The organism is Pseudoalteromonas sp. S554 (assembly GCF_005930865.1).
GTDB lineage: Bacteria > Pseudomonadota > Gammaproteobacteria > Enterobacterales > Alteromonadaceae > Pseudoalteromonas > Pseudoalteromonas marina.
Genome location: NZ_PNDV01000005.1, coordinates 16,107 through 38,221 on the forward strand (window position 1 = coordinate 16,107; position 22,115 = coordinate 38,221).

The window sequence follows — 22,115 nt, forward strand, 5'->3', positions numbered from 1 at the left end:
CTTAATTGCTCAAAAGTGAATCTTTACACAACCTTTACACTGCTTTGCGTTACTTTGCGTTGAGTTAGTTATAGTTAACTCACTGGCTAGGCAATTACACGACAGCCAACCACAACCAACCCAACAGTTAAGGTGATGATTATGACTAAAGTAAATACACTTTCAAAATTAGTACTTATTTGTGGCTTAGCAACAGCCACACTTGGTGCAGGTAGCGTACTAGCTAAAGGCGGTATGCATGATCGACAAGGGCATTCTTCAGCGCGTTTTTTACTTTCTGAACGCGGCGCCGAAAAACTTGATTTAACGCAAGATCAGCAAACTAAGCTAAAAGCTATTTTTGAAGCACAAAAAACACAAATGAAAGCCTTACGAGGCGACGATAAAGAAGCACGTAAAGCACTGCGTGAAGCGCACAAAGCAAAAATGGACGTACTACTATCAGCAGCAACATTTGACGAAAATGCAGCAAAAGAGCTTTTAAGTGAGCGCCAAAGTAAAGGTGAAGAGTTTGCCTTAATTAAGCTAAAAACGCAGCATCAAGTAATGCAGTTGCTTAACGCAGAGCAAAAAGAAAAGTTTGCTAAAATTCAAAAGCGTAAAAGTAAAAAGCAGCGTAAGCAAAAAAGCTAACTGACCCTAAGGTTAACTTTTAAGTGAGTACTAAAAAGCCAGCATTTAGCTGGCTTTTGTTTATATAAAAACTAGATGACATTACTTAAAAAAGTCATCTTCGTTTTTAGCCATCATGGCTTCTATGTCTTCAATCATGTCTTGGTTTATTTGATCAGCCGATGTGATTGGCGCTGAAATTTTATTATTTTCAAACGACCACTCACCCAGATCAATGAGTTGGCAACGCTTAGAACAAAATGGGCGGTGAGGACTTTGCTCAGACCACTCAACATTTGTTTTACAGGTTGGACAATTTACAACAGTAGGCATGTTTTACTCTCAACAGGTTACTCATTAGCGCTTACTGTATTTAAAGCAAGCAAAGCGCTAAATAGTTTTACATATTAGTTACGCGGTTTATTTCAGCAAGTGACGTTAAACCATCAGCGGCTTTACGTAAACCTGATAGGCGCAAATTATTAAAACCGGCTTTTAATGATACCTCAGCGATTTCTAGTGAGTTACCGCCACGCATGATTATTTGTGCAATTTCTGGTGTGATTTGCATAACTTCGTAAATACCTACACGACCTTTGTAACCATCTGTACAGCCATCACACCCTTTAGGTGCATATAAAGTCATATCTTTAATTTGCGCTGTACTAAACCCTTGGCGAGAGAGCTCTTCGCTTGGCAATTGCTCTGGCGTTTTACATTTAGGGCATAAACGGCGTGCTAGTCGCTGTGCAATAATTAAACTAATTGAGCTGGCTACGTTATAGGCGGGTACGCCCATATTTAATAGTCGGGTAATGGTTTCTGGCGCTGAATTGGTATGTAATGTAGATAAAACCAAGTGACCCGTTTGCGCCGCTTTTATTGAAATTTCTGCGGTTTCAAGGTCACGTATTTCACCTACCATAACCACATCGGGATCTTGACGTAAAAACGCACGCAATGCATTAGCAAAGGTCATATCGGCTTTAGGGTTAATTTGTACTTGGTTTATCCCTTCAAGGTTTATCTCAACCGGATCTTCTGCGGTACTAATGTTTCGCTCAGGTTGGTTTAATATGTTTAAACCCGTATAAAGCGATACCGTTTTACCTGACCCGGTAGGACCTGTAACGAGTATCATGCCTTGTGGTTGACCAAGTGCATCCATGTATAACTTTTTCTGTTCTTCTTCGTAACCAAGTACATCAATACCTAGCATAGCGCTTGATGAATCAAGAATACGCATTACTATTTTTTCGCCCCACAGCGTAGGCATAGTACTGACACGAAAATCGATACTTTTTCGCTCAGTAATTTTCAATTTAATTCGGCCATCTTGTGGTTTACGCTTTTCGGCAATATCAAGTCGCGACATTACTTTAATACGAGCAGAAAGCTTGGTTGCTAATGTATTAGGTGGACTTGCCACTTCGTGCAAGATGCCATCAATACGAAAACGAATTCGGTACTTATGCTCGTAAGGTTCAAAGTGTAGATCCGATGCGCCTTTTTTTATCGCGTCCATTAAAATTTTATTAATGTACACAATAATTGGGGCATCGTCTTTGTCGTCATCTTGCGGTGCTGATTCTTTTTGGCTTTCAGTGTCTAGGTCGGCAAATTCTTTAAACTCATCATCGCTCAAATCTAGGCTGCCGGTTGCATCTAGCAATTGCTCAATTTTATTATCGAGCTGAATGTAATCAACGACGACTATTTCGCATGAAAGGCCGGTACTAAATTCAAAGTTTTCGAACGCGCCGTAATCGGTTGGATCAGAGGCTGCCACATACACTTTTCGGCCTTTTTGTACCAACGGTAAAATATGGTGTTTGCGGATCAGTTTTTCTTTTACAAGATCGGCAGGAATAGACGCAGGATCAAAGTCTTTTAAATCAAAATAGGGAACACGAAACAAATCAATACATTGCTCTGCTAACTCTTTACTGTCTATTTTTCCACATTTAGAAATCAGTTCAGCGGTTGAGGCAAACTCTTGCTGCTTTGCTTTTACCGTATCGGCATCAATACGCCCAAGCGTAAGAAACTTTCTTAATAACGGTGAGTTAATATTCATTGCGCACCTTTTTAATCCTTCAGAGAGAGTAATTTATCAGAAAAAAGAAGGGGATTACATTACTCTTCACAATCTAGGCTAAATTTATTAATTAATATAGGAGATTAGTTTGTTTTGACTCGGTTTTACAATTTAAGTTGCTTGCATTTGTGCCTTGTGCAGATAACGTTTATGTAGCGTTAATAAGTCGTGGTTAACGTCGTTAAGTGCACGGTCGTTATTTAAAATATCATCGGCTTTTTTTTGTTTATCTTCGCGTGACATTTGCGCTGCAATAATCGCTTTTACTTGCTCAAGACTTACATTATCACGCGAAGCCGTGCGCTCTATTTGTACACTTTGAGGTATATCAATCAGTAGTGTTCGATTACACAATTTATCTAGGCCGTTTTCAAACAAAAGTGGTGCTACAAGTACTACATATGGGCTTTTTGCGACAGTAAGGTCGTTATGTATTTTGTTTCTAATGAGTGGATGCAATAAATTATTTAGCCACTCTTTGTCGGCAGTATTAGTAAAAATACGCTCACGTAAAGCGCTTCTGTTTAGTGTGCCATCGCGTAATAAAATGCTTTGACCAAATTTTCTTACAATGGCATTTAAACCATCGCTTTTAGGCTTTACGACTTGGCGCGCAATAATGTCGGCGTCAACTATTGTAATGCCAAGCTGCTCAAACATATTACTTACAGCCGTTTTGCCACAGCCAATACCGCCTGTTAAGCCAAGAACCCAAGGTGATGTTTTAATATCAGATTTGCTCATTTTAGTGCGTACTCAAATTAGTAACCAATTAAGTTAAAATACGCGCTTTGCAATTGGTTACCCCACAGTAACGTGATCCAACCAGCAATTGCTAGGTAGGGCCCAAATGGAATAGGGGTTGCTTTATCTTTACCCTGAATAGTTAACAAGGCGATACCAATAATGGCGCCAACAACACTTGAAAGCAGTATTATAGTGAGTAACGATTGCCAGCCTAGCAGAGCACCAAATAACGCTAACAGTTTAAAGTCGCCATAGCCCATGCCTTCTTTGCCTGTTAGCAATTTAAATAACCAAAAAACACTCCATAAGCTTAAATAACCAAAAGCGGCACCCATAATTGCATCACTTGGCGTAATTGTAATTCCGGCAACAGCGGCAATCAGTGCCAGCCAAACAAGCGGTAAAGTGAGCTGGTCAGGCAGTAACATGTGGTCTATATCAATAAAGGTCAGTGCCACAAGTGCCCACGTGATCACTATGTATAATAATGCTTGTTCTGTTGCGCCAAAGGTATAAGCAACCACTAAACTTAATAGAGCGGTAATGGCCTCAATAGCAGGGTATCGAATAGAGATAGGGTTACTACAACTTGCGCATTTACCTTTAAGTATTAACCAGCTAATGATAGGAATATTTTGCCAAGGCTTAATGGCCGTTTTGCATTTAGGGCAAGTGGAATTTGGTTTTACAAGATTAAAAGGCTCACTGGTGTTTTTTGGTTTAGCTTGATTGGTATTTAGCTCGTCTTCAAGTAATAGCCTACACTCGCTTTGCCACTCACGCTGCATCATAAGCGGCAAACGGTAGATAACTACGTTTAAAAAACTACCCACACATAAACTAACTAAGCCAACTGTGGTTAAATAAAACCACAGTTGGCTTTGCATTACTTCAATAATACTTTGCATATATACCCGAAAACTATTCTAAAAAAAGTCTAAAAATTAAGTGAAATAATTATCACAAAGAGAAGTTAAAGAGGGTAAATAAGAAAACTAAACCGCCAACCATAAATATAAGGATCTCTTTAATTTCTGTAAAATTTTTTATTAATTAAATGACAGAACCTAATTGGAAAATAGGTAAGTACATGGCAACAATTAACCCACCTACAAGTACACCAAGTACGGCCATAATTAATGGCTCTAACAAGCTTGAAAGGCCATCGACGGCATCGTCAACCTCTTGCTCGTAAATAGTCGCTACTTTTGCCAGCATGCCATCTAACGAGCCAGACTCTTCACCAATGGCAACCATTTGAATTACCATATCAGGGAATATTTTAGAATTTCGCATGGCCCAGTTCATTTGATTACCCGAACTCACCTCTGCTTTAATATCTAAAATAGCATAGCGGTAAACAGCATTACCTGAAGCACCTGCAGCAGAGTCGAGCGCATCAACAAGTGGTACACCCGCAGCAAAGGTGGTCGAAAGTGTACGAGCATAGCGAGCAACAGCCGCTTTGTTTAAAATCATACCAATTATAGGAAGTTTTAATATAGCCCTGTCGGTTGCATCTCTTAGCTTTAAGCTTTTTAGGAGCGCCTCTTTATAAACCCAGCCACTACCTACAATTATAATTAGCGCAATCCACCAATATTCTTGCATAAATTCAGATATGGCGATTACAAACAAGGTAAAGGCAGGCAACTCTGCACCAAAGCCATTAAATATATCTTGAAACTGAGGAACTACAAAAATCAAAAGAATAGATGTCACTATTAAGGCAACTACCAATACCGAAATCGGATAAAACATCGCCTTTTTAATTTTTGATTTAAGCGCTTCTGATTTTTCTTTGTACAAAGCAACGCGGTCAAATATTTTATCAAGCGCACCCGACTGCTCGCCTGATGCGACTAAGTCACAATATAAATCATCGAAATAACGGGGGTGCTTCCTAAGCGCTTGGCTAAGCGGCTGGCCTGCTTTAACTTCATCACCAATAGTTTCCATTAGCTTGGCAACACTTTTGTTGGTAGAGCCAGAGCCAATCATTTCAATAGCTTGAATGAGTGGAACGCCGGCCATTAACATAGTAGCAATTTGGCGTGTAACTAAAGCAATATCTTTAGGGGTGATTTTTTGTAGGCGAGTCCCTAATAATGGCTTAGCTTTACGCTTTACTTTGGATGGAGTAATGCCTTGTTTTCGTAGTTGCGCTTTAACTAACGCAATACTTTGCCCTGTGAGTACGCCTTCAAGCTTTTTCCCTCGGGCGCTCACACCGACCCATTGAAAAGTATCAAGGCTTTTATTTTCATGTTTTTTCGCCACTTTCTTGCTACCACCTGAAATTAAAAAGGTAGCATATAGCTACCTTATAATCGTTCAATCTTTAATGATCTTATGGATTAGATGCTTTAACAGTTGTGCAAGTTGCAGGTGCTAATTTAGCTTCAACAGTTGTCGTACATGCCCAAGTGCCGGTTGCTGATCTTGTTAAGGTGATAGTTCCTCCTTCGACGGTGCCTGAACCTTTCATGGTACAAGCAATTGAGCCACCACTAGCATCAGCACCCTCAGTAGCAGCTGTAGGTGCATTTACTGTGAAACCGCTACAGCGAGATGTAGAATCAGCTAACCCAAGGTTACTTTCGTTATAAAAGTCGCTATCGCGGTTTTCAGCTACGGCTACATCAAATGCGCTGCGAGCACCTGAAACTTCAGCTAGAGAAGAAGCAACCTGAGCCTTTTGTGTGTAATCTTGGTAAGCAGGTAATGCCACTGCCGCAAGAATACCGATGATTGCTACTACAATCATCAATTCGATTAGGGTGAAACCCTGTTGTTTTTGAGTCATTGTTTTCATGTTTCCTCTCCTAAAGGATAATGGTTTGCAAGATAGTCAGATTAGTGGCGAAAGTGCCAAACTTGATTTACCTGATTAACTTTACAGATTTACTTAAAAATAAATTTTCACGTACTTTTAGCCTTAGGTATGAAACACAAAAGCTAAATGTGAGTTCATTATGTTGCAACTTGCGTAGGCTACCTAAATACAAAGTAGACTAAATATAGGAAACATACTGACCATTTGCTTTAATCTTTTCGGTATTTTTTGAAGATTAAAACAAAAAGCAGTTATTTATTACTATACTTTTCAAGAAAGTAATACAACAGGTTTAGTCTAACACTTTTTTTATGCTTAAAGCACTTACAGTTTATTCAAAAATCGACTTTATTTAACAAATTGTTACAAAGTAAGCCTTTTGGGTTATTAAATGCCTTTTTACTTATTTTGTCAATCAATTAGCGCTATTGTAATTTAAGTGTAGCCTTAAAATTATACAAAACGCATCGATAAATCGATTGATTGTAAATTTTTTGTAAGTGCTCCACTGGATATAAAGTCGACACCTGCCTGCGAGTAAGTTCTAAGCGTTTCTAGCGTCATATTGCCAGAAACCTCTAATTTAGCGCGCTTATTAGTAGTGACCACAGCTTGCTGAATTTGTTCAACGCTAAAATTGTCGAGCATGATTATATCGGCGCCTGCATTAATGGCTTGCTCAAGTTCACTTAACGATTCAACCTCTACTTCTACGGGTTTTGTAGGGTGGTTTTGCTTGGCTTGTGCGACTGCTTTATCAATTCCGCCACACGCTGCTATATGGTTTTCTTTAATTAAAAACGCATCAAATAAGCCTATACGGTGATTTGCACCGCCGCCGCATTTTACAGCGTATTTTTGCAGTAGTCTGAGTCCTGGTATTGTTTTACGGGTATCGAGCAGCTGGGTTGTGGTGCCGCTAAGCTCTTTTACATAATTTGCAGTTGTGGTTGCGGTACCCGAAAGCGTTTGTACAAAGTTAAGCGCGGTACGCTCCGCAGTTAAAATAGCACGGGCAGAGCCCTTAGCTGTAAATAAGGTGCTATTTGCTGGCACAAAGTCGCCATCATTTACTAATACGTTTACTTCAACGCTTGGATCTACTTGTTTAAACACTTCTATAATGATGTCTTTCCCGCAAAAAACGCAGTCTTCGCGGGTAATTACTTTAGCATTTGCGTGCTCGTTTTGTGGAATAAGCTGCGCGGTAATGTCGCCGTCTTGTACTGAGTGATAATTTAGATCTTCATCTAAGGCGAGGGTGACAAGTTGAGTAATAAGCGTGTGCGAAATTGACATATGAAGGCTCATAAGCATTAATAAATTAAAGAAAATTTTACTATGTTTAAATAATGAATAGAAGCGCTTTTAATCATTAGAGCATAGCTGAGAGCTTTAATACCAAAATATAAGCAGCTTATAATTCCCTACCTACCTAGGTGAGGCTTGGTTACTATCATTATTTTTATAAATCCTTTAGCATCAAGGTTATGAATAGTTTGGTATAAATGTAATGGCAATTGATTTAAATGGAGTGTTATTAACGGCGCAACAGCGCGCATGCACGCACTATGATGAGCGCCCAGAACACACAGATATTACCTTGTTGGTCATTCATAATATTTCACTCCCCGCAGGGCAGTTTGGTACCCCCTTTGTGGATGATTTATTTATGGGGTGTATTGATTGCAATGCCCATACAAGTTTTAGTGATTTAAAAGGGCTGCGTGTATCAGCGCATTGCTTTATTAAACGCACTGGTGAGGTGATTCAATACGTGCCATTTAACAAGCGTGCTTGGCATGCCGGCGTATCTGAATATGAAGGACAAACTGCGTGCAATAATTACAGTGTTGGTATTGAGCTTGAAGGTACCGATACAGCTGCTTATACTCGCGCTCAGTACGCCTCGTTATGTAATTTAAGTAAATCTGTAATGCAGCGCTATCCCAAAATTACCTCTTCGCGTATTGTGGGGCACTGCGATATTGCACCCGGTCGCAAAACAGACCCCGGCAGTAGTTTTAACTGGCCATTATTTTTAAATATGCTTGAGCAACCAAGCTGAGAGAGTCACTATCATGATTTTAGTTTCTATTATTTTAGCGTTAATTTTAGAGCGTTTAGGGGCGCGAGCTAACTATTGGCAAATAAGCTATTACGCTAATGGCTATTTAAAACGCTCCAACCGCTTACTTGCCAGTAACGGTTTATTTAGTTCGGCAATGGGTTTTTTAATTTGGCTATTTTTACCTGTAGTAGCTATGGCGTGTATTTACAACTTGTCGGAATTTGTTTTGTGGGAGTTGGCCATTAATATTGCTGTTTTACTTGTTTGCTTTGGCTGTGCAAAGCAACGTGCTTTATATAAAGCGTATTTAAACGCACTTACACGCGATGATGGTACCGCGGCGTCTTTATATGCATTGCAAATGGGGCAAAAACGTACTGAAGATCAAAAAGGCGGTGAAACCTTTGGGCAAACACTTGCTTGGGTAAATTTTAGGTTTTACTGTGCAGTTATTTTTTGGTTTGTTGTTTTAGGTGCGCCGGGTGCTGTTTTATATGCCCTTGTACGTACCTTTGCCGATTTAGTGCGAGATAACCACAAAGTGATATTTGCTAAACATTTTAAGTTAATACATAAATTACTGTTTTGGTTAGATTGGTTACCGGCACGTATAGCGAGTTTTGGTTACTTAGTAATTGGTAACTTTAATAAAGGAACGAGCTGCTGGTTACACTACGCGCTTGATTTTTCAAGCCCTAACCGAAAGGTCGTCACTTATACTGCGCTTGCAGCAGAGCAAGTAGAAAAGCGTTATTACGGTTGCACTTACGAGGCAACGTGTATGATTAAGTTAGTTAAGCGTAATGTACTATTTTATTTAGTTTTAATTGCATTACTTACTTTGTTTGGCGGTTTGTCTTAACACCTTATTTTTTGAAGCCAATTTAAAGGCAAAGCACTTATTTACGCTAAAGTGCTTTGGTTTTGGCTTCCTTGCCTATTTAAAACGTTTTAAACATAGCGATTAAACCTCCCCCTAAAATAGAGTTAAAACTCTAAACTTATCTGGTCAGACCATTTGAATGGCCACCTTACTAGCTTCTCAAAACTAAGCTATATTGTGTATTGTTTGATCTTCGTTAAAAATGCGTTACGCTAATATCCCCGTACAAGTAACCTGTAAATTGACAGCCATATGGGTTTTTGATAACGTATTGCAAATTCTTGGTATGACCAATTTACCTTTTGGGTAAATCTTATAACTTTAAGCTCCAGTTTTAGGGCTTGGTATTTATACAACGCGGACGTTGATTCATGTCTTTAAAGATTAAAGCAGCAAAACTATCTGATGTTATTTTACAGCAACTTGAGAATATGATTCTTGAGGGATCGTTAGCACCAGGAGAAAAGCTGCCTCCAGAGCGTGAACTAGCAAAACAGTTTGAAGTGTCTCGTCCTTCGCTGCGCGAGGCCATTCAAAAGTTAGAAGCAAAAGGGCTAGTTACGCGTCGTCAAGGCGGTGGTACGTTTGTAAAAAATCAGCTGGAAGAAGGGTTAACTGATCCGTTGTTTGAACTGATAAGTAAACACCCTGAGTCACAATTTGATTTGCTCGAATTTCGTCATGCTTTAGAAGGTATTGCTGCTTACTACGCAGCACTGCGAGGTACAAGTAACGATTTTACTAAAGTAAAACAAAGCTTTGATAAAATTGCGCTTTCGCATGATGACCTACAGCAAAAAGCAAAAGCAATTAATGCCTTTCATTTTAGTGTGGCTGAGGCCTCACATAATGTTGTGTTATTGCACTTGGTGAGAGGTATGCAGGCGCTGCTTGAGCAAAACGTATTGCAAAATTTAACGGTTTTATTAGAAAAACCTGATATTAGCAGTCAGTTAGCCGAGCACAGGCGTTTGTTAATGGATGCGGTTATTGACGGCAATCCAGAGCAAGCTCGTTTAGCAAGTAATGCGCATTTAGCGTTTATTGAAGAAGCATTACTTGAAGCGGGCAAAGAATATTCGCGAATTGAACGTAGTTTAAGACGCACAAAACAAAATTAAGCTAATACTCTATTACTTGAACACACTAACTTAAGTATCAGTTGTATTAAATTAACAACATTCGTATTTTAAACATAAGGAAACCTCCATATGTCTGAAGTCAATAAAATTGACGTAGACGCGCTAGAAACACAAGAGTGGTTACAAGCTCTTGAATCAGTTGTGCGCGAAGAAGGTGTTGAACGAGCTCAGTACTTACTTGAGCAAGTATTAGAGCAAGCCCGCTTAGACGGCGTTGATATGCCAACGGGTATTACCACGAACTACGTTAATACTATTCCTGTAGATCAAGAACCTGCTTATCCAGGTGATGTGAACCTTGAACGCCGTATTCGTTCAATTATTCGTTGGAACGCGATTATGATCGTTCTGCGTGCATCTAAAAAAGATCTCGACTTAGGCGGCCATATGGCGTCTTACCAATCGTCAGCAGCATTTTATGAAGTGTGTTTTAACCATTTTTTTAAAGCGCCAAACGAGGTAGACGGTGGTGACTTAGTTTATTACCAAGGTCATATTTCTCCGGGTATTTACGCGCGTGCATTTGTTGAAGGCCGTTTAAGCGCAGCTCAACTAGACAACTTCCGCCAAGAAGTTGATGGTAAAGGTTTACCGTCGTACCCACACCCTAAATTAATGCCTGAATTTTGGCAGTTCCCTACAGTATCAATGGGTTTAGGTCCAATTGCATCTATTTACCAAGCGCGTTTCTTAAAATACCTAGACGGCCGTGGCTTAAAAGACACTAAAAACCAACGTGTATACGCGTTTTTAGGTGATGGTGAAATGGATGAGCCAGAATCACGCGGCGCAATCTCTTTTGCTGCACGTGAAAAGCTAGACAACCTATGTTACTTAATTAACTGTAACTTACAGCGTCTAGATGGCCCAGTAATGGGTAATGGCAAAATTATTCAAGAACTTGAAGGCCTATTTAAAGGCGCAGGTTGGAACGTAATTAAAGTTGTATGGGGAAGCGGTTGGGATATTCTGCTAGCTAAAGATACAACAGGTAAATTACTACAATTGATGAACGAAACAATTGACGGTGATTACCAAACATATAAAGCAAAAGATGGCGCGTACGTTCGTGAGCATTTCTTTGGCCGTTATCCGGAAACAGCAGCCCTTGTTGCAGATATGACGGATGACGAAATTTTTGCGCTTAAGCGTGGTGGTCATGAACCATCAAAACTTTATGCTGCATTTAAAAAGGCCGAGCAAACTAACGACCGTCCTACTGTGATACTTGCCAAAACTGTAAAAGGTTACGGTATGGGTGAAGCAGCTGAAGGTAAAAACATTGCGCACCAAGTGAAAAAAATGGACATGAGCCATGTTGAACACCTACGTGACCGTTTAGGCCTACAAGACTTAGTCTCTGAAGAAGCAATTAAAGACTTACCATACTTGGAGCTTGATGAAAGCTCTGAAGAGTACAAGTACTTACACGCTCGTCGTAAAGACTTAGAAGGTTATACACCAACACGTATAGCTAAGTTTTCTGAAAAATTACAGTTGCCAGAAGTAGCAGCATTTAAGCCACTACTTGAAGAGCAAAAACGTGATATTTCAACCACAATGGGCTTTGTTCGTGCACTTAATATTTTATTGAAAGACAAAGGTATCGGTAAAAACATTGTACCAATTATTGCCGATGAAGCGCGTACCTTTGGTATGGAAGGTTTATTCCGTCAAATTGGTATTTACAACCCACATGGCCAAAACTACACCCCTCAGGATCGTGATATTGTTTCTTATTATAAAGAAGCTACATCAGGGCAAGTACTTCAAGAGGGTATTAATGAGTTAGGTGCAATGTCGTCATGGGTTGCTGCTGCAACATCATACAGCACTAACGATTTACCAATGATCCCATTCTACATTTACTACTCTATGTTCGGTTTCCAACGTGTTGGCGACATGGCATGGATGGCGGGTGACCAACAAGCACGTGGTTTCTTGCTAGGTGCTACGGCTGGTCGTACTACGCTAAATGGTGAAGGTTTACAGCACGAAGATGGTCACAGCCATATTCTTGCAAATACGGTTCCTAACTGTATTTCTTACGACCCGACTTACGCATTTGAAGTTGCCGTAATTGTACAAGATGGTATTCGTCGTATGTACGGTGACGACCAAGAAAATATTTACTACTACCTAACGCTAATGAACGAAAACTACCATCAGCCAGCTATGCCAGAAGGTGCTGAAGAAGGTATTCGTAAAGGTATTTATAAGCTTGAAAGCTACGAAGGTAAAAAAGCCAACGTACAGCTATTAAGCTCAGGTACTATCATGACTGAAGTGCGTAAAGCGGCTGCAATTTTAAGTGATGATTACGGTATTGCATCAGACGTTTACTCTGTAACGTCATTCAATGAGCTTACGCGTGATGGTCAAGATGTTGAGCGCTTCAACATGCTTAACCCTGAAAGCGAGCAAAAAACAGCTTACATCACGAGCGTATTAAACGACTCAGTAACTGTTGCCGCTACCGATTACATGAAAAACTACGCAGAACAAGCGCGTTCATTTATTCCTAGCAGCAACTATAAAGTGTTAGGTACAGATGGTTACGGTCGTTCTGATAGCCGTGAAAACTTACGTCGTCATTTTGAAGTTAACGCAAGCTACGTGGTTGTTGCTACGTTATCTGAACTTGCTAAACGCGGTGAAGTTGAAAAGTCTGTTGTTGTTGACGCGCTTAAGAAATTCGACATCGACACAAATAAACTAAACCCACTGTACGCATAAGAGGTTTGCAATGAGTATTGAAATTAATGTTCCAGATATCGGTGGCGATGACGTAGAAGTAACCGAAATCTTAGTAAGCGTTGGTGACAAAGTAGATGTTGACCAATCTTTACTGACAGTTGAAGGCGACAAAGCCTCAATGGAAGTACCTGCTGCGCAAGCGGGTACCGTAAAAGAAATTAAAGTAAATGTTGGCGATACAGTAACAACGGGCTCTTTAGTATTTATATTTGAAGGCGAAAGCGCAGGTGCTGATTCAGCACCTGAAGCACCCGCTGAATCGGCAGCACCAGCTCGCGCTTCAGGTTCTTCAACTAAAGAAGTAACCGTACCAGACATTGGTGATGACGAAGTTGAAGTAACAGAAATCATGGTTGCTGTTGGCGATACCGTTGAAGAAGAGCAATCTATCTTAAACGTTGAAGGCGACAAAGCGGCTATGGAAGTACCAGCACCGTTTGCTGGTACTGTAAAAGAAATAAAAGTAGCTACTGGCGATACAGTAAAAACAGGTTCATTAGTATTTGTTTTTGAAGTTGCAGGTTCGAGCGCACCAGCATCAGATGCGCCTAAGCAAGAATCTGCGCCAGCAGAGACTGCTCAAAGCGCCGAGCCAAGCACAAAAGAAGTAAACGTACCTGACATTGGCGACGACGAAGTTGAAGTAACTGAAATCATGGTTGCTGTTGGCGATACCGTTGAAGAAGAGCAATCTATCTTAAACGTTGAAGGCGACAAAGCGGCTATGGAAGTACCAGCGCCATTTGCAGGCACAGTTAAAGAAATTAAAGTAGCAGCGGGCGATAAAGTAAAAACCGGTTCACTTATTTTTGTATTTGAAGTTGCAGGCAGTGCACCTGCAAAAGCTTCAGCACCTGCTGAACAAAAGCCAGCGGCGGCACCTGCAAAAACCGAGTCTGCGCCAGCACAGGCTGCACCTGCCGCTAAAGTTAGCAACGAAAGTTTTGAAAACAATAGCGCGTATGCTCATGCATCGCCAGTTGTTCGTCGTTTAGCACGTGAGTTTGGTATTAACTTAGCGAACGTAAAAGGCACGGGTCGTAAAAACCGTGTGGTTAAAGAAGACGTGCAAAACTATGTTAAAAGCTTAGTGAAGCAAGTTGAGTCTGGTCAAGTTTCAGCATCAGCAGGTAATGCTGGTGGCAGTGAGCTTGGCTTAATTCCTTGGCCAAAAGTAGATTTTGCTAAATTTGGTGAAATTGAAGAGAAAAAACTGTCTCGCATCCAAAAGCTATCGGGTAAAAACTTACACCGTAACTGGGTACAAATACCGCATGTTACACAGTTTGACGAAGCAGATATCACAAGCCTTGAAGTATTCCGTAAAGAACAAAACGTTTTAAGCGAGAAGAAAAAGCTTGGCGTTAAAATCACACCACTAGTGTTTGTGATGAAAGCTGCGGCTAAAGTACTTGCTGAGTTCCCAACGTTTAACTCGTCGCTGTCTGAAGATGGCGAAAGCTTGATTCTTAAAAAGTACATTAATATTGGTGTTGCGGTAGATACGCCTAATGGCTTAGTTGTTCCAGTGTTTAAAGACGTGGACAAAAAAGGCATTATTGAGCTATCTCGTGAGCTAATGGAAGTGTCTAAAAAAGCGCGTGAAGGTAAGTTAACGTCATCTGATATGCAAGGCGGTTGTTTTACTATTTCAAGTTTAGGCGGTATTGGTGGTACGGCATTTACGCCAATTGTTAACGCACCAGAGGTTGCTATTTTAGGTGTATCTAAATCTGAAATGAAACCTAAGTGGAACGGTAAAGACTTTGAACCTAAATTAATGGTTCCGTTGTCTATGTCGTACGATCACCGCGTGATTGACGGTGCACTAGCTGCACGCTTTACCGCAACGCTTGCTAGCTACATGAGCGACATACGTCAATTAGTGATGTAATCGCTACAATATGAACAAAATCAAATCCCAGCCAGTTGTTTTTAGCTGGGATTTTTACTATATGCAATGATACAATCTTTGCACTATTTGTGAATTGCTCTGATTTTCTGCCCATGCAGAAACATGGCAGTTAAATTTTAGGGCAGTGTCCCGTTCAAACAATTAAGGTAATAGCATGAGCAACGAATTAAAAACTCAAGTTGTTGTACTAGGCGGTGGTCCTGGTGGTTACTCTGCGGCTTTCCGTGCTGCTGACTTGGGCTTAGAAGTTACATTAGTAGAATCGCGTGAAACATTAGGCGGCGTATGTCTTAATGTTGGTTGTATTCCTTCAAAAGCACTTTTACACGTAGCTAAAGTAATTGATGACGCTGCAGAAATGTCATCTCATGGTGTTACTTTTGGTGCACCGCAAATTGACTTAGACAAAATCCGTTCTTGGAAAGAGTCTGTTGTTGGTCAGCTTACGGGCGGCTTAGACGGCATGGCTAAAATGCGTAAAGTTAAAGTTGTACCAGGCTATGGTAAATTTACTGGTAGCAACACTTTAGCTGTTGAAGGTGCTGACGGTACAACTACTATCACGTTCGACAATGCTATTATTGCCGCAGGTTCAAAACCAGTTAATTTACCTTTTATCCCAGAAGATGACCGTGTAATTGACTCAACTGGCGCATTAGAGCTTAAAGATATTCCTGAAAAACTACTTGTTTTAGGCGGTGGTATCATCGGTCTTGAAATGGGAACTGTTTACCGCGCATTAGGTTCTGCCATTGATGTAGTAGAATTTGCTGATCAATTAGTTCCTGCAGCTGATAAAGATATTATCAAAATTTACCAAAAATACGTAAGCGATAAGTTTAACGTTATGCTTTCAACTAAAGTTGTTGCTGTTGAAGCGAAAGACGATGGCTTATACGTTACATTTGAAGGTAAAAATGCACCAGCTGAGCCAGTACGTTACGACAAAGTACTTGTTGCAGTAGGTCGTACGCCTAACGGTAATTTACTTGATGCTGAAAAAGCAGGCGTAAATGTAGATGAGCGTGGTTTTATTAACGTTGATAAACAGTTACGTACTAATGTAAGCAATATTTTTGCAATTGGTGACTTAGTTGGCCAGCCTATGCTTGCGCATAAAGCGGTTCATGAAGGTCATGTTGCTGCAGAAGTTATCTCTGGTCAGAAGCACTTCTTCGACCCTAAATGTATTCCTTCAATTGCCTACACTGACCCAGAAATTGCATGGGTAGGTGTTACTGAGAAAGAAGCTAAAGAGCAAGGTTTAAGCATTGAAACTGCGGTATTCCCGTGGGCTGCTTCAGGTCGTGCAATTGCATCTTCTCGTACTGAGGGTTCTACTAAGCTTATCTTTGATAAAGAAAGCGGCCGTATAATTGGTGGTGCTATGATTGGTATTAACGCGGGCGAAATGCTTGGCGAAATCGGTTTAGGTATTGAAATGGGTGCAGATGGTGAAGACTTAGCACTTACTATTCATGCTCACCCAACATTGAACGAATCAATTGGCCTTGCAGCTGAAATTTTTGAAGGTTCAATCACTGATTTACCAAACAAAAAAGCAGTTAAAAAGAAAAAGTAAATTTTTTAACTAGTAACGCGTTTTTAAAACCCAAGCTTCGGCTTGGGTTTTTTGTTTTTATAGCTGTTAATCTAAACATAAACAAAACTTGCTTTAATAAAATGCCATTTTATTTTGAGCTGATAGCTGATAGCTGATAGCTGATAGCTGATAGCTGATAGCTGATAGCTGATAGCTGATAGCTGATAGCTGATAGCTGATAGCCGATATCTATTCATCACGTTTTTAGCTACAATATGCGCCGATCAAATTTAAGGTAATTAATCACTGTGACTCACTCTTCCCATAATTCAGTACTGGTATTACGCGCTCAGCAAATTAGTGAATCTCGTCGCGAATTTAATGCCCGTGGCGCTAAGTTAGCACGTTGTGAGCAATGCTTAATTGCAAAGCACTACTGTATTTGTGAAGGCGTAGAGAAAGCGCAGTGCGATGCTGCAGTGTGTTTATTGATGTACCATAACGAAAGTTTTAAACCTTCAAATACGGGGCGTTTAATTGCCGAAATTATACCCGATAACCATGCTTTTAAATGGGATAGAACTAATCCAGATGATGCGCTAATAGCGCTTATTAATGATGAGCAATATCAGCCAATGGTTATTTTTCCTGCTGAGGATGTAGAAGAGGGGCGAGCTATTACGCAAGTAAATATTGAGCCTGATAAAAAACCGCTATTCATATTTTTAGATGGTACATGGCGTGAAGCGAAAAAAATGATTCGTAAAAGCCCATATTTAGATAACTTGCCCGTATTGTCTATTACAGCTGATAAGTTATCAGATTATCGCTTACGAGTTGCGCCTCATGCGCATCAATTAGGCACAGCTGAAGTAGGTATTTTAGTGCTAGCACTCGCGGGTGAAATGGATGCAGCTAAAAAGCTTGAGGATCACTTTATAAAGTTTAGAGATGCGTATCTTATGGGAAAACGAAATAAAGGTAGACCAGAGTCTCTCTAATACCGATTGTAATGAGTATTAAATTTAGGGCAAAGAAAAGCGCGCTCTATCTCTAGGCGCGCTTGCGGAATCTTCTAATTTTCTGCATCCTGCAATTGAACTTAATCAACTCCAATTTTTACTGTTCCATGTTTATTGCTATATTACTTTTTAGTTCTATGCAATATAAGCCAATCCGGGCTTATCTCCTTTATTCCTAAACGTCCTGTTGCGGTAAAACCTATTACCAAATCCTTCATTTGCATGTCCTAGTGCTTCCGTGTTGTTATCAGTCCATTGTGTTGCCTGTTAAGGCCTGTCCTTTATATTCCTTCAACTTCCTGTTAAGCAACACTCCAATGTTGCACTCCTTTATGCATCTTCCTGATGCTGTCCGTTTATTAACACTCCGTTGCGATACTCATCCTGAGCCTGTCCTAACTCCGTGTTATCCTTAATAACCAGTCACTGGTTTGCGAGTAATTAATCCCTGTCCTTTTACTCGTTAAGCGTCATTGCTTAGTTGATGTGTTAATTATAGGTGGATGGTCCAACTAAAGTAGGACAAAAACGCTAAATAGTTTATGTATTATTATTGTTAAATATTATATAGTTACTTAATATCAATGGCTTATGTTTTTTTTGGTAGGTTTTTAATCGGTGTTTTACTTATAAGCTGCCACTTCCGTGAGATATCTCTTACAGGGTATTTCTGTTTTGGACGCTTTTTTAGTATTTATGGGTATTTAGGGTGTGCACTTTTTAACTGTTCACGGTAGAATTATTGATAATAATTACTATTTAGGTGGAATAATGAAGAAAACACTCGCTATCGCTTTAGGATTTATCGTATCGGCGCCAGCCTTTGCAAATGATGTTGTTAATATTTACTCTTTTCGCCAACCTTTTTTAATACAACCTATTTTAGACGATTTTACAAAACAAACCGGTATTAAAACAAATGTTGTGTTTGCTAAAAAAGGCTTAATCGAGCGTGTAAAACGCGAAGGTAAACATAGTAAAGCTGATTTAGTTCTTACTTCTAATTTTAGTGCACTCATTCAATTGGAAGATTTAAACTTAACTCAAACAATTAATAGCACTAATGTAAATGCTAACGTACCTTCTGCTTTTCGAGATGGAGATGGTCAATGGGTTGCGCTTACAAAACGCGTGCGAAATGTATATTCGTCGAAAGATCGTTTGGGCGCATTACCAAAGTTCACTTACGAAGAACTAGCCGATCCAAAGTATAAAGGGCAAATTTGTACTCGTTCAGGTAAACATCCGTATAACCTAGGGTTAGTTGCTTCAATGATTGCGCATCACGGTGAAGCGCAAACTAAAACATGGCTTGAAGGCGTCAAGGCTAATTTAGCACGTAAACCACAAGGCAATGACCGTGCTCAAGTTAAAGCCGTTAAAGAGGGGCTATGTAATCTTGCGTTAGGCAATAGTTACTACTTAGGTAAAATGTTGCAAGACGAAGAACAAAAAACATGGGCTGAGGCGGTACACATTAATTTTCCTAATCAAATTAATCGTGGTTCACATATTAATGTTTCGGGGGCCGTTATTACTAAATATGCTAAAAACCCTGAAAATGCCTTGAAACTCATAGAGTATATGACCGACAATAAAGCGCAAAACATGTATGCATCGCTTAATATGGAATACCCAGTTAAGCCTGGTGTGCAATTATCCAGTTTGGTTGCATCATGGGGCAGCTTTAAAGAAGATAGCTTGCCACTTGATGAGATCAGTAAATATCGTCCGTTAGCGCTTAAGTTAATTGATGAGGTGAAGTTCGATCTTTAATGACTTATAAATTTAAGCTGTCTAAATGGCAGCTATTCGCGTGGTCGACAGGTTTAGTTTTGTCGGCCCCGTTGTTCTTCCTTCTTTTTGAATCGCTACAAGGCAACTCAGAGGTTTTTACTCACCTTTGGGACACTGTGCTTTGGGATTACATTTCTAATACTGTACTACTTATATTGGGTGTGTGTGCACTCAGTAGTGTTATCGCGTTGCCACTTGGTTGGCTAACTGCTTATTGTAACTTTCCCGGTAAAAAACATTTTGAATGGGCGCTCATGCTGCCCCTTGCTATGCCTACTTACATTATTGCCTACGTGTATACTGATTTACTTGATTACGCAGGACCCGTGCAAATAACTCTAAGGGAGTGGTTTGGCTGGCAATCTCCCAGTGACTATTGGTTTTTTGATATACGTACCCTGCCTGGCGCAATAGTCATGATTGCCTTGGTGCTTTACCCATACTTATTTTTAATTTTTAAAACGGCTTTGAGAGAGCAGTCTTTTAAATTGGTACAGGCAAGTCAACTAATGGGACTTTCCCCAACTAAAAGTTTTTTTAAAGTGAGTCTTATATTATCTCGTGGTTCTATTGTTGCCGCCCTTGCGCTTATTAGTATGGAAACAATGGCCGATTTTGCAACAGTAAGTTATTTTGCTGTTAGCACGCTCACAACCGCGGTATACGATACATGGTTTGGTTATTACTCCTTGACTGCTGCTGCAAAAATATCAGGTGTCATGCTGTTACTTCTATTTTTAGCGCTTATGGCAGAGCGCTTTAGTCGTCGTAATCAAGCTGTATTTGAACGCCAATCGGGCTTAAATAGTGAAGCACTTTATATTTTAAAGGGAAAGTCGGCTTGGTTAGCAACGGCATTTTGTGGCACGGTTTTACTTGTATCTTTTGTGATCCCGATTGCAGTATTACTTAATTACGCCATTACCTACTTTGAAAAAGCATGGAGTGCTGAGTTTTTTAATTATGCGTGGCAAAGCCTAAAAGTGGCAGGCGTTGTGAGCGTAATAACAATTGCATTAGGTGTTTTTGTTGTTTTTTATCAGCGTATAGCAACACAGTCTTACCCTCTCGTTCCTGGGCGACTAGCGAGTACGGGCTATGCACTGCCTGGCACCGTATTAGCAATTGCCGTTTTATTACCTCTAACACTGTTAGAAAGTAGTATTAATAATGTATTAGAGCCTTATAATTTAGACATAGGTTTGTTACTAACAGGCAGTGTGTTTACTATTGTGATTGCTTATGTCGTTCGGTTTTATGCCATTGCTCACGGAGCGATAGAGTCGAGCTTTGTGCGTATTAGTCCATCACTTGATATGGCAAGCCAGTCTATGGGTAAAAGCCAAGGCCAAACATTGCGTTTAGTGCACCTACCTTTATTAAGAAGAGGCTTACTGACAGCTGCCTTACTCGTTTTTATTGAATGCATGAAAGAACTTCCTGCTGCGTTATTACTCAGACCATTTAACTTTGAAAGCCTGGCAACGCATGTTTTTCAGTACGTGAGTGATGAGCAGTTAGAGCTGGCTTCTATATCTGCTTTATCTATTGTTATTGTTGGATTTATCCCCTTGTATTTTATTAATCGTTCTATGGAGCAACACACTTAAATGAGTAGTTTAATTTTGCAAGGTGTCAGCTATCACTATAACGGTACAAAGGTGATCGAAAACTTAGACTTAACCGTGGGTAAAGATGAGATTGTATGCTTGCTTGGTGCCAGTGGCTGCGGTAAAACCACCACATTAAAAGCCATTGCAGGCTTAGTTGAGGCCAAGCATGGAAGTGTATTTATAGATGGCAAGCTGGTAAGTGATGAGTCAACATTTATTGCACCAGAGCACCGAAATATAGGTATGATGTTTCAAGATTACGCGTTGTTTCCTCATCTAAGCGTAGCAAATAACATTGCATTTGGGTTAGGTAAAATGAGCCAATCCGAAAAACAACAGCGTGTGGATGAAATGCTTCAGTTAGTGCATTTGTCTGGTTGCGCAGATAGATTTCCTCACCAGCTTTCTGGTGGGCAGCAGCAACGCGTTGCGATTGCCCGTGCGTTGGCTTATAAACCAAGTTTACTACTTCTTGATGAGCCGTTTTCAAATATAGATACCCAAGTTCGTTTTGAATTAATTGCAGATATTCGCCGTATTATTAAGGCGCAACAAGTATCAGCGGTATTTGTTACCCATTCAAAAGAAGAGGCTTTTGCTTTTTCTGATACGCTTGCCATTATGGATCGCGGTAGTATTGCCCAACAAGGCACGCCAGAGCAGCTTTTTGCTGCTCCTAGGTCAAAGGTGGTTGCAGAGTTTCTAGGTCAAGGCATATACTTATCCGCAGAAGCATTAACGGCTACTGAATATAAAACACCTTTTGGCACCGTTGAGTCAGATATGCAAACGAGCTGCTATCCATGTAGTGGTGAGTTATATGTGCGACCTCACCAAATTGAACTTGTGCAAGAGTGTCAAAGTGACAAACTCAGTAAACGGGCTACAATATTAAGTCGTCGCTTTATTGGCTCTGCGTATGTTTATAAAGTTGTTATAGCCGAACAAACGCTTGAAGTTGAAGCGCAATATGGCCAATCATTTGAAATCAATGAGCAGGTTATAATAAAAATAAAACCCCACACAGTGAATTTTTTTGAATCATAATTAATGTCATTCACTGTGTTTATATCTGTAAA

At 40.1% G+C, this 22,115-nt stretch carries 18 protein-coding genes; 11 read left to right on the top strand and 7 right to left on the bottom strand.

Going from position 1 to position 22,115, the window contains the following annotated elements; genetic code table 11:
* Positions 1-141 precede the first annotated feature (141 nt).
* Positions 142-633, top strand: a complete 492-nt coding sequence (locus tag CWB65_RS02520) for a Spy/CpxP family protein refolding chaperone (protein ID WP_138739820.1) — start codon at positions 142-144, stop codon at positions 631-633.
* A gap of 81 nt (positions 634-714) precedes the next feature.
* On the opposite strand, the gene yacG is transcribed toward CWB65_RS02520, so the two are convergent.
* The 7 genes from yacG to nadC all read right to left on the bottom strand — a co-directional run bounded on the left by yacG (position 715) and on the right by nadC (position 7,592).
* Positions 715-945, bottom strand: a complete 231-nt coding sequence (yacG, locus tag CWB65_RS02525; protein ID WP_006794561.1) for a DNA gyrase inhibitor YacG — start codon at positions 943-945, stop codon at positions 715-717.
* Positions 946-1,012: 67 nt separating this feature from the next.
* Entirely contained in the window at positions 1,013-2,689 is a 1,677-nt protein-coding gene (gene pilB, locus CWB65_RS02530; RefSeq protein ID WP_138739821.1) for a type IV-A pilus assembly ATPase PilB, read from the bottom strand.
* A gap of 132 nt (positions 2,690-2,821) precedes the next feature.
* Entirely contained in the window at positions 2,822-3,454 is a 633-nt protein-coding gene (coaE, locus tag CWB65_RS02535; protein ID WP_138739822.1) for a dephospho-CoA kinase, read from the bottom strand.
* A 17-nt stretch (positions 3,455-3,471) separates the two neighbouring features.
* On the bottom strand, positions 3,472-4,365 hold the full coding sequence (locus CWB65_RS02540) for a prepilin peptidase (protein ID WP_138739823.1): 894 nt from the start codon (positions 4,363-4,365) through the stop codon (positions 3,472-3,474).
* 145 nt (positions 4,366-4,510) lie between these two features.
* Positions 4,511-5,737: a type II secretion system F family protein gene (locus CWB65_RS02545; protein ID WP_138739824.1), complete on the bottom strand. Its 1,227-nt coding sequence runs from the start codon at positions 5,735-5,737 to the stop codon at positions 4,511-4,513.
* Between the two features lie 70 nt (positions 5,738-5,807).
* Positions 5,808-6,272 carry a pilin gene (locus CWB65_RS02550; protein WP_138739825.1) on the bottom strand — a complete coding sequence of 155 codons (465 nt, stop codon included), beginning with the start codon at positions 6,270-6,272 and terminating at the stop codon, positions 5,808-5,810.
* A 474-nt stretch (positions 6,273-6,746) separates the two neighbouring features.
* Positions 6,747-7,592 (bottom strand): carboxylating nicotinate-nucleotide diphosphorylase, encoded by an 846-nt coding sequence (gene nadC, locus CWB65_RS02555; RefSeq protein ID WP_138739826.1) that lies wholly within the window; start codon positions 7,590-7,592, stop codon positions 6,747-6,749.
* A 214-nt stretch (positions 7,593-7,806) separates the two neighbouring features.
* On the opposite strand from nadC, the gene ampD reads away from it, so the two are divergent.
* The 10 genes from ampD to CWB65_RS02605 all read left to right on the top strand — a co-directional run bounded on the left by ampD (position 7,807) and on the right by CWB65_RS02605 (position 22,083).
* Entirely contained in the window at positions 7,807-8,361 is a 555-nt protein-coding gene (gene ampD, locus CWB65_RS02560; RefSeq protein ID WP_008131097.1) for a 1,6-anhydro-N-acetylmuramyl-L-alanine amidase AmpD, read from the top strand.
* A 13-nt stretch (positions 8,362-8,374) separates the two neighbouring features.
* Positions 8,375-9,226 carry a beta-lactamase regulator AmpE gene (gene ampE, locus CWB65_RS02565; RefSeq protein WP_008131099.1) on the top strand — a complete coding sequence of 284 codons (852 nt, stop codon included), beginning with the start codon at positions 8,375-8,377 and terminating at the stop codon, positions 9,224-9,226.
* Positions 9,227-9,618: 392 nt separating this feature from the next.
* Positions 9,619-10,368 carry a pyruvate dehydrogenase complex transcriptional repressor PdhR gene (pdhR, locus tag CWB65_RS02570; RefSeq protein WP_006794551.1) on the top strand — a complete coding sequence of 250 codons (750 nt, stop codon included), beginning with the start codon at positions 9,619-9,621 and terminating at the stop codon, positions 10,366-10,368.
* Positions 10,369-10,458: 90 nt separating this feature from the next.
* Positions 10,459-13,125, top strand: coding sequence for a pyruvate dehydrogenase (acetyl-transferring), homodimeric type (gene aceE, locus CWB65_RS02575; RefSeq protein ID WP_138739827.1), 2,667 nt, complete (start codon positions 10,459-10,461; stop codon positions 13,123-13,125).
* A gap of 10 nt (positions 13,126-13,135) precedes the next feature.
* Positions 13,136-15,040: a pyruvate dehydrogenase complex dihydrolipoyllysine-residue acetyltransferase gene (gene aceF / locus CWB65_RS02580; RefSeq protein ID WP_138739828.1), complete on the top strand. Its 1,905-nt coding sequence runs from the start codon at positions 13,136-13,138 to the stop codon at positions 15,038-15,040.
* 175 nt (positions 15,041-15,215) lie between these two features.
* Positions 15,216-16,643, top strand: coding sequence for a dihydrolipoyl dehydrogenase (gene lpdA, locus CWB65_RS02585; protein WP_006794548.1), 1,428 nt, complete (start codon positions 15,216-15,218; stop codon positions 16,641-16,643).
* Between the two features lie 269 nt (positions 16,644-16,912).
* Entirely contained in the window at positions 16,913-17,605 is a 693-nt protein-coding gene (locus CWB65_RS02590; protein WP_138739829.1) for a tRNA-uridine aminocarboxypropyltransferase, read from the top strand.
* 792 nt (positions 17,606-18,397) lie between these two features.
* On the top strand, positions 18,398-19,402 hold the full coding sequence (locus tag CWB65_RS02595; protein WP_138739830.1) for a Fe(3+) ABC transporter substrate-binding protein: 1,005 nt from the start codon (positions 18,398-18,400) through the stop codon (positions 19,400-19,402).
* Positions 19,402-21,033, top strand: a complete 1,632-nt coding sequence (locus CWB65_RS02600) for an ABC transporter permease (RefSeq protein WP_138739831.1) — start codon at positions 19,402-19,404, stop codon at positions 21,031-21,033. The genes CWB65_RS02595 and CWB65_RS02600 overlap by 1 nt, the downstream gene beginning before the upstream one ends.
* Positions 21,034-22,083: an ABC transporter ATP-binding protein gene (locus CWB65_RS02605; RefSeq protein WP_138739832.1), complete on the top strand. Its 1,050-nt coding sequence runs from the start codon at positions 21,034-21,036 to the stop codon at positions 22,081-22,083.
* Positions 22,084-22,115: the final 32 nt, after the last annotated feature.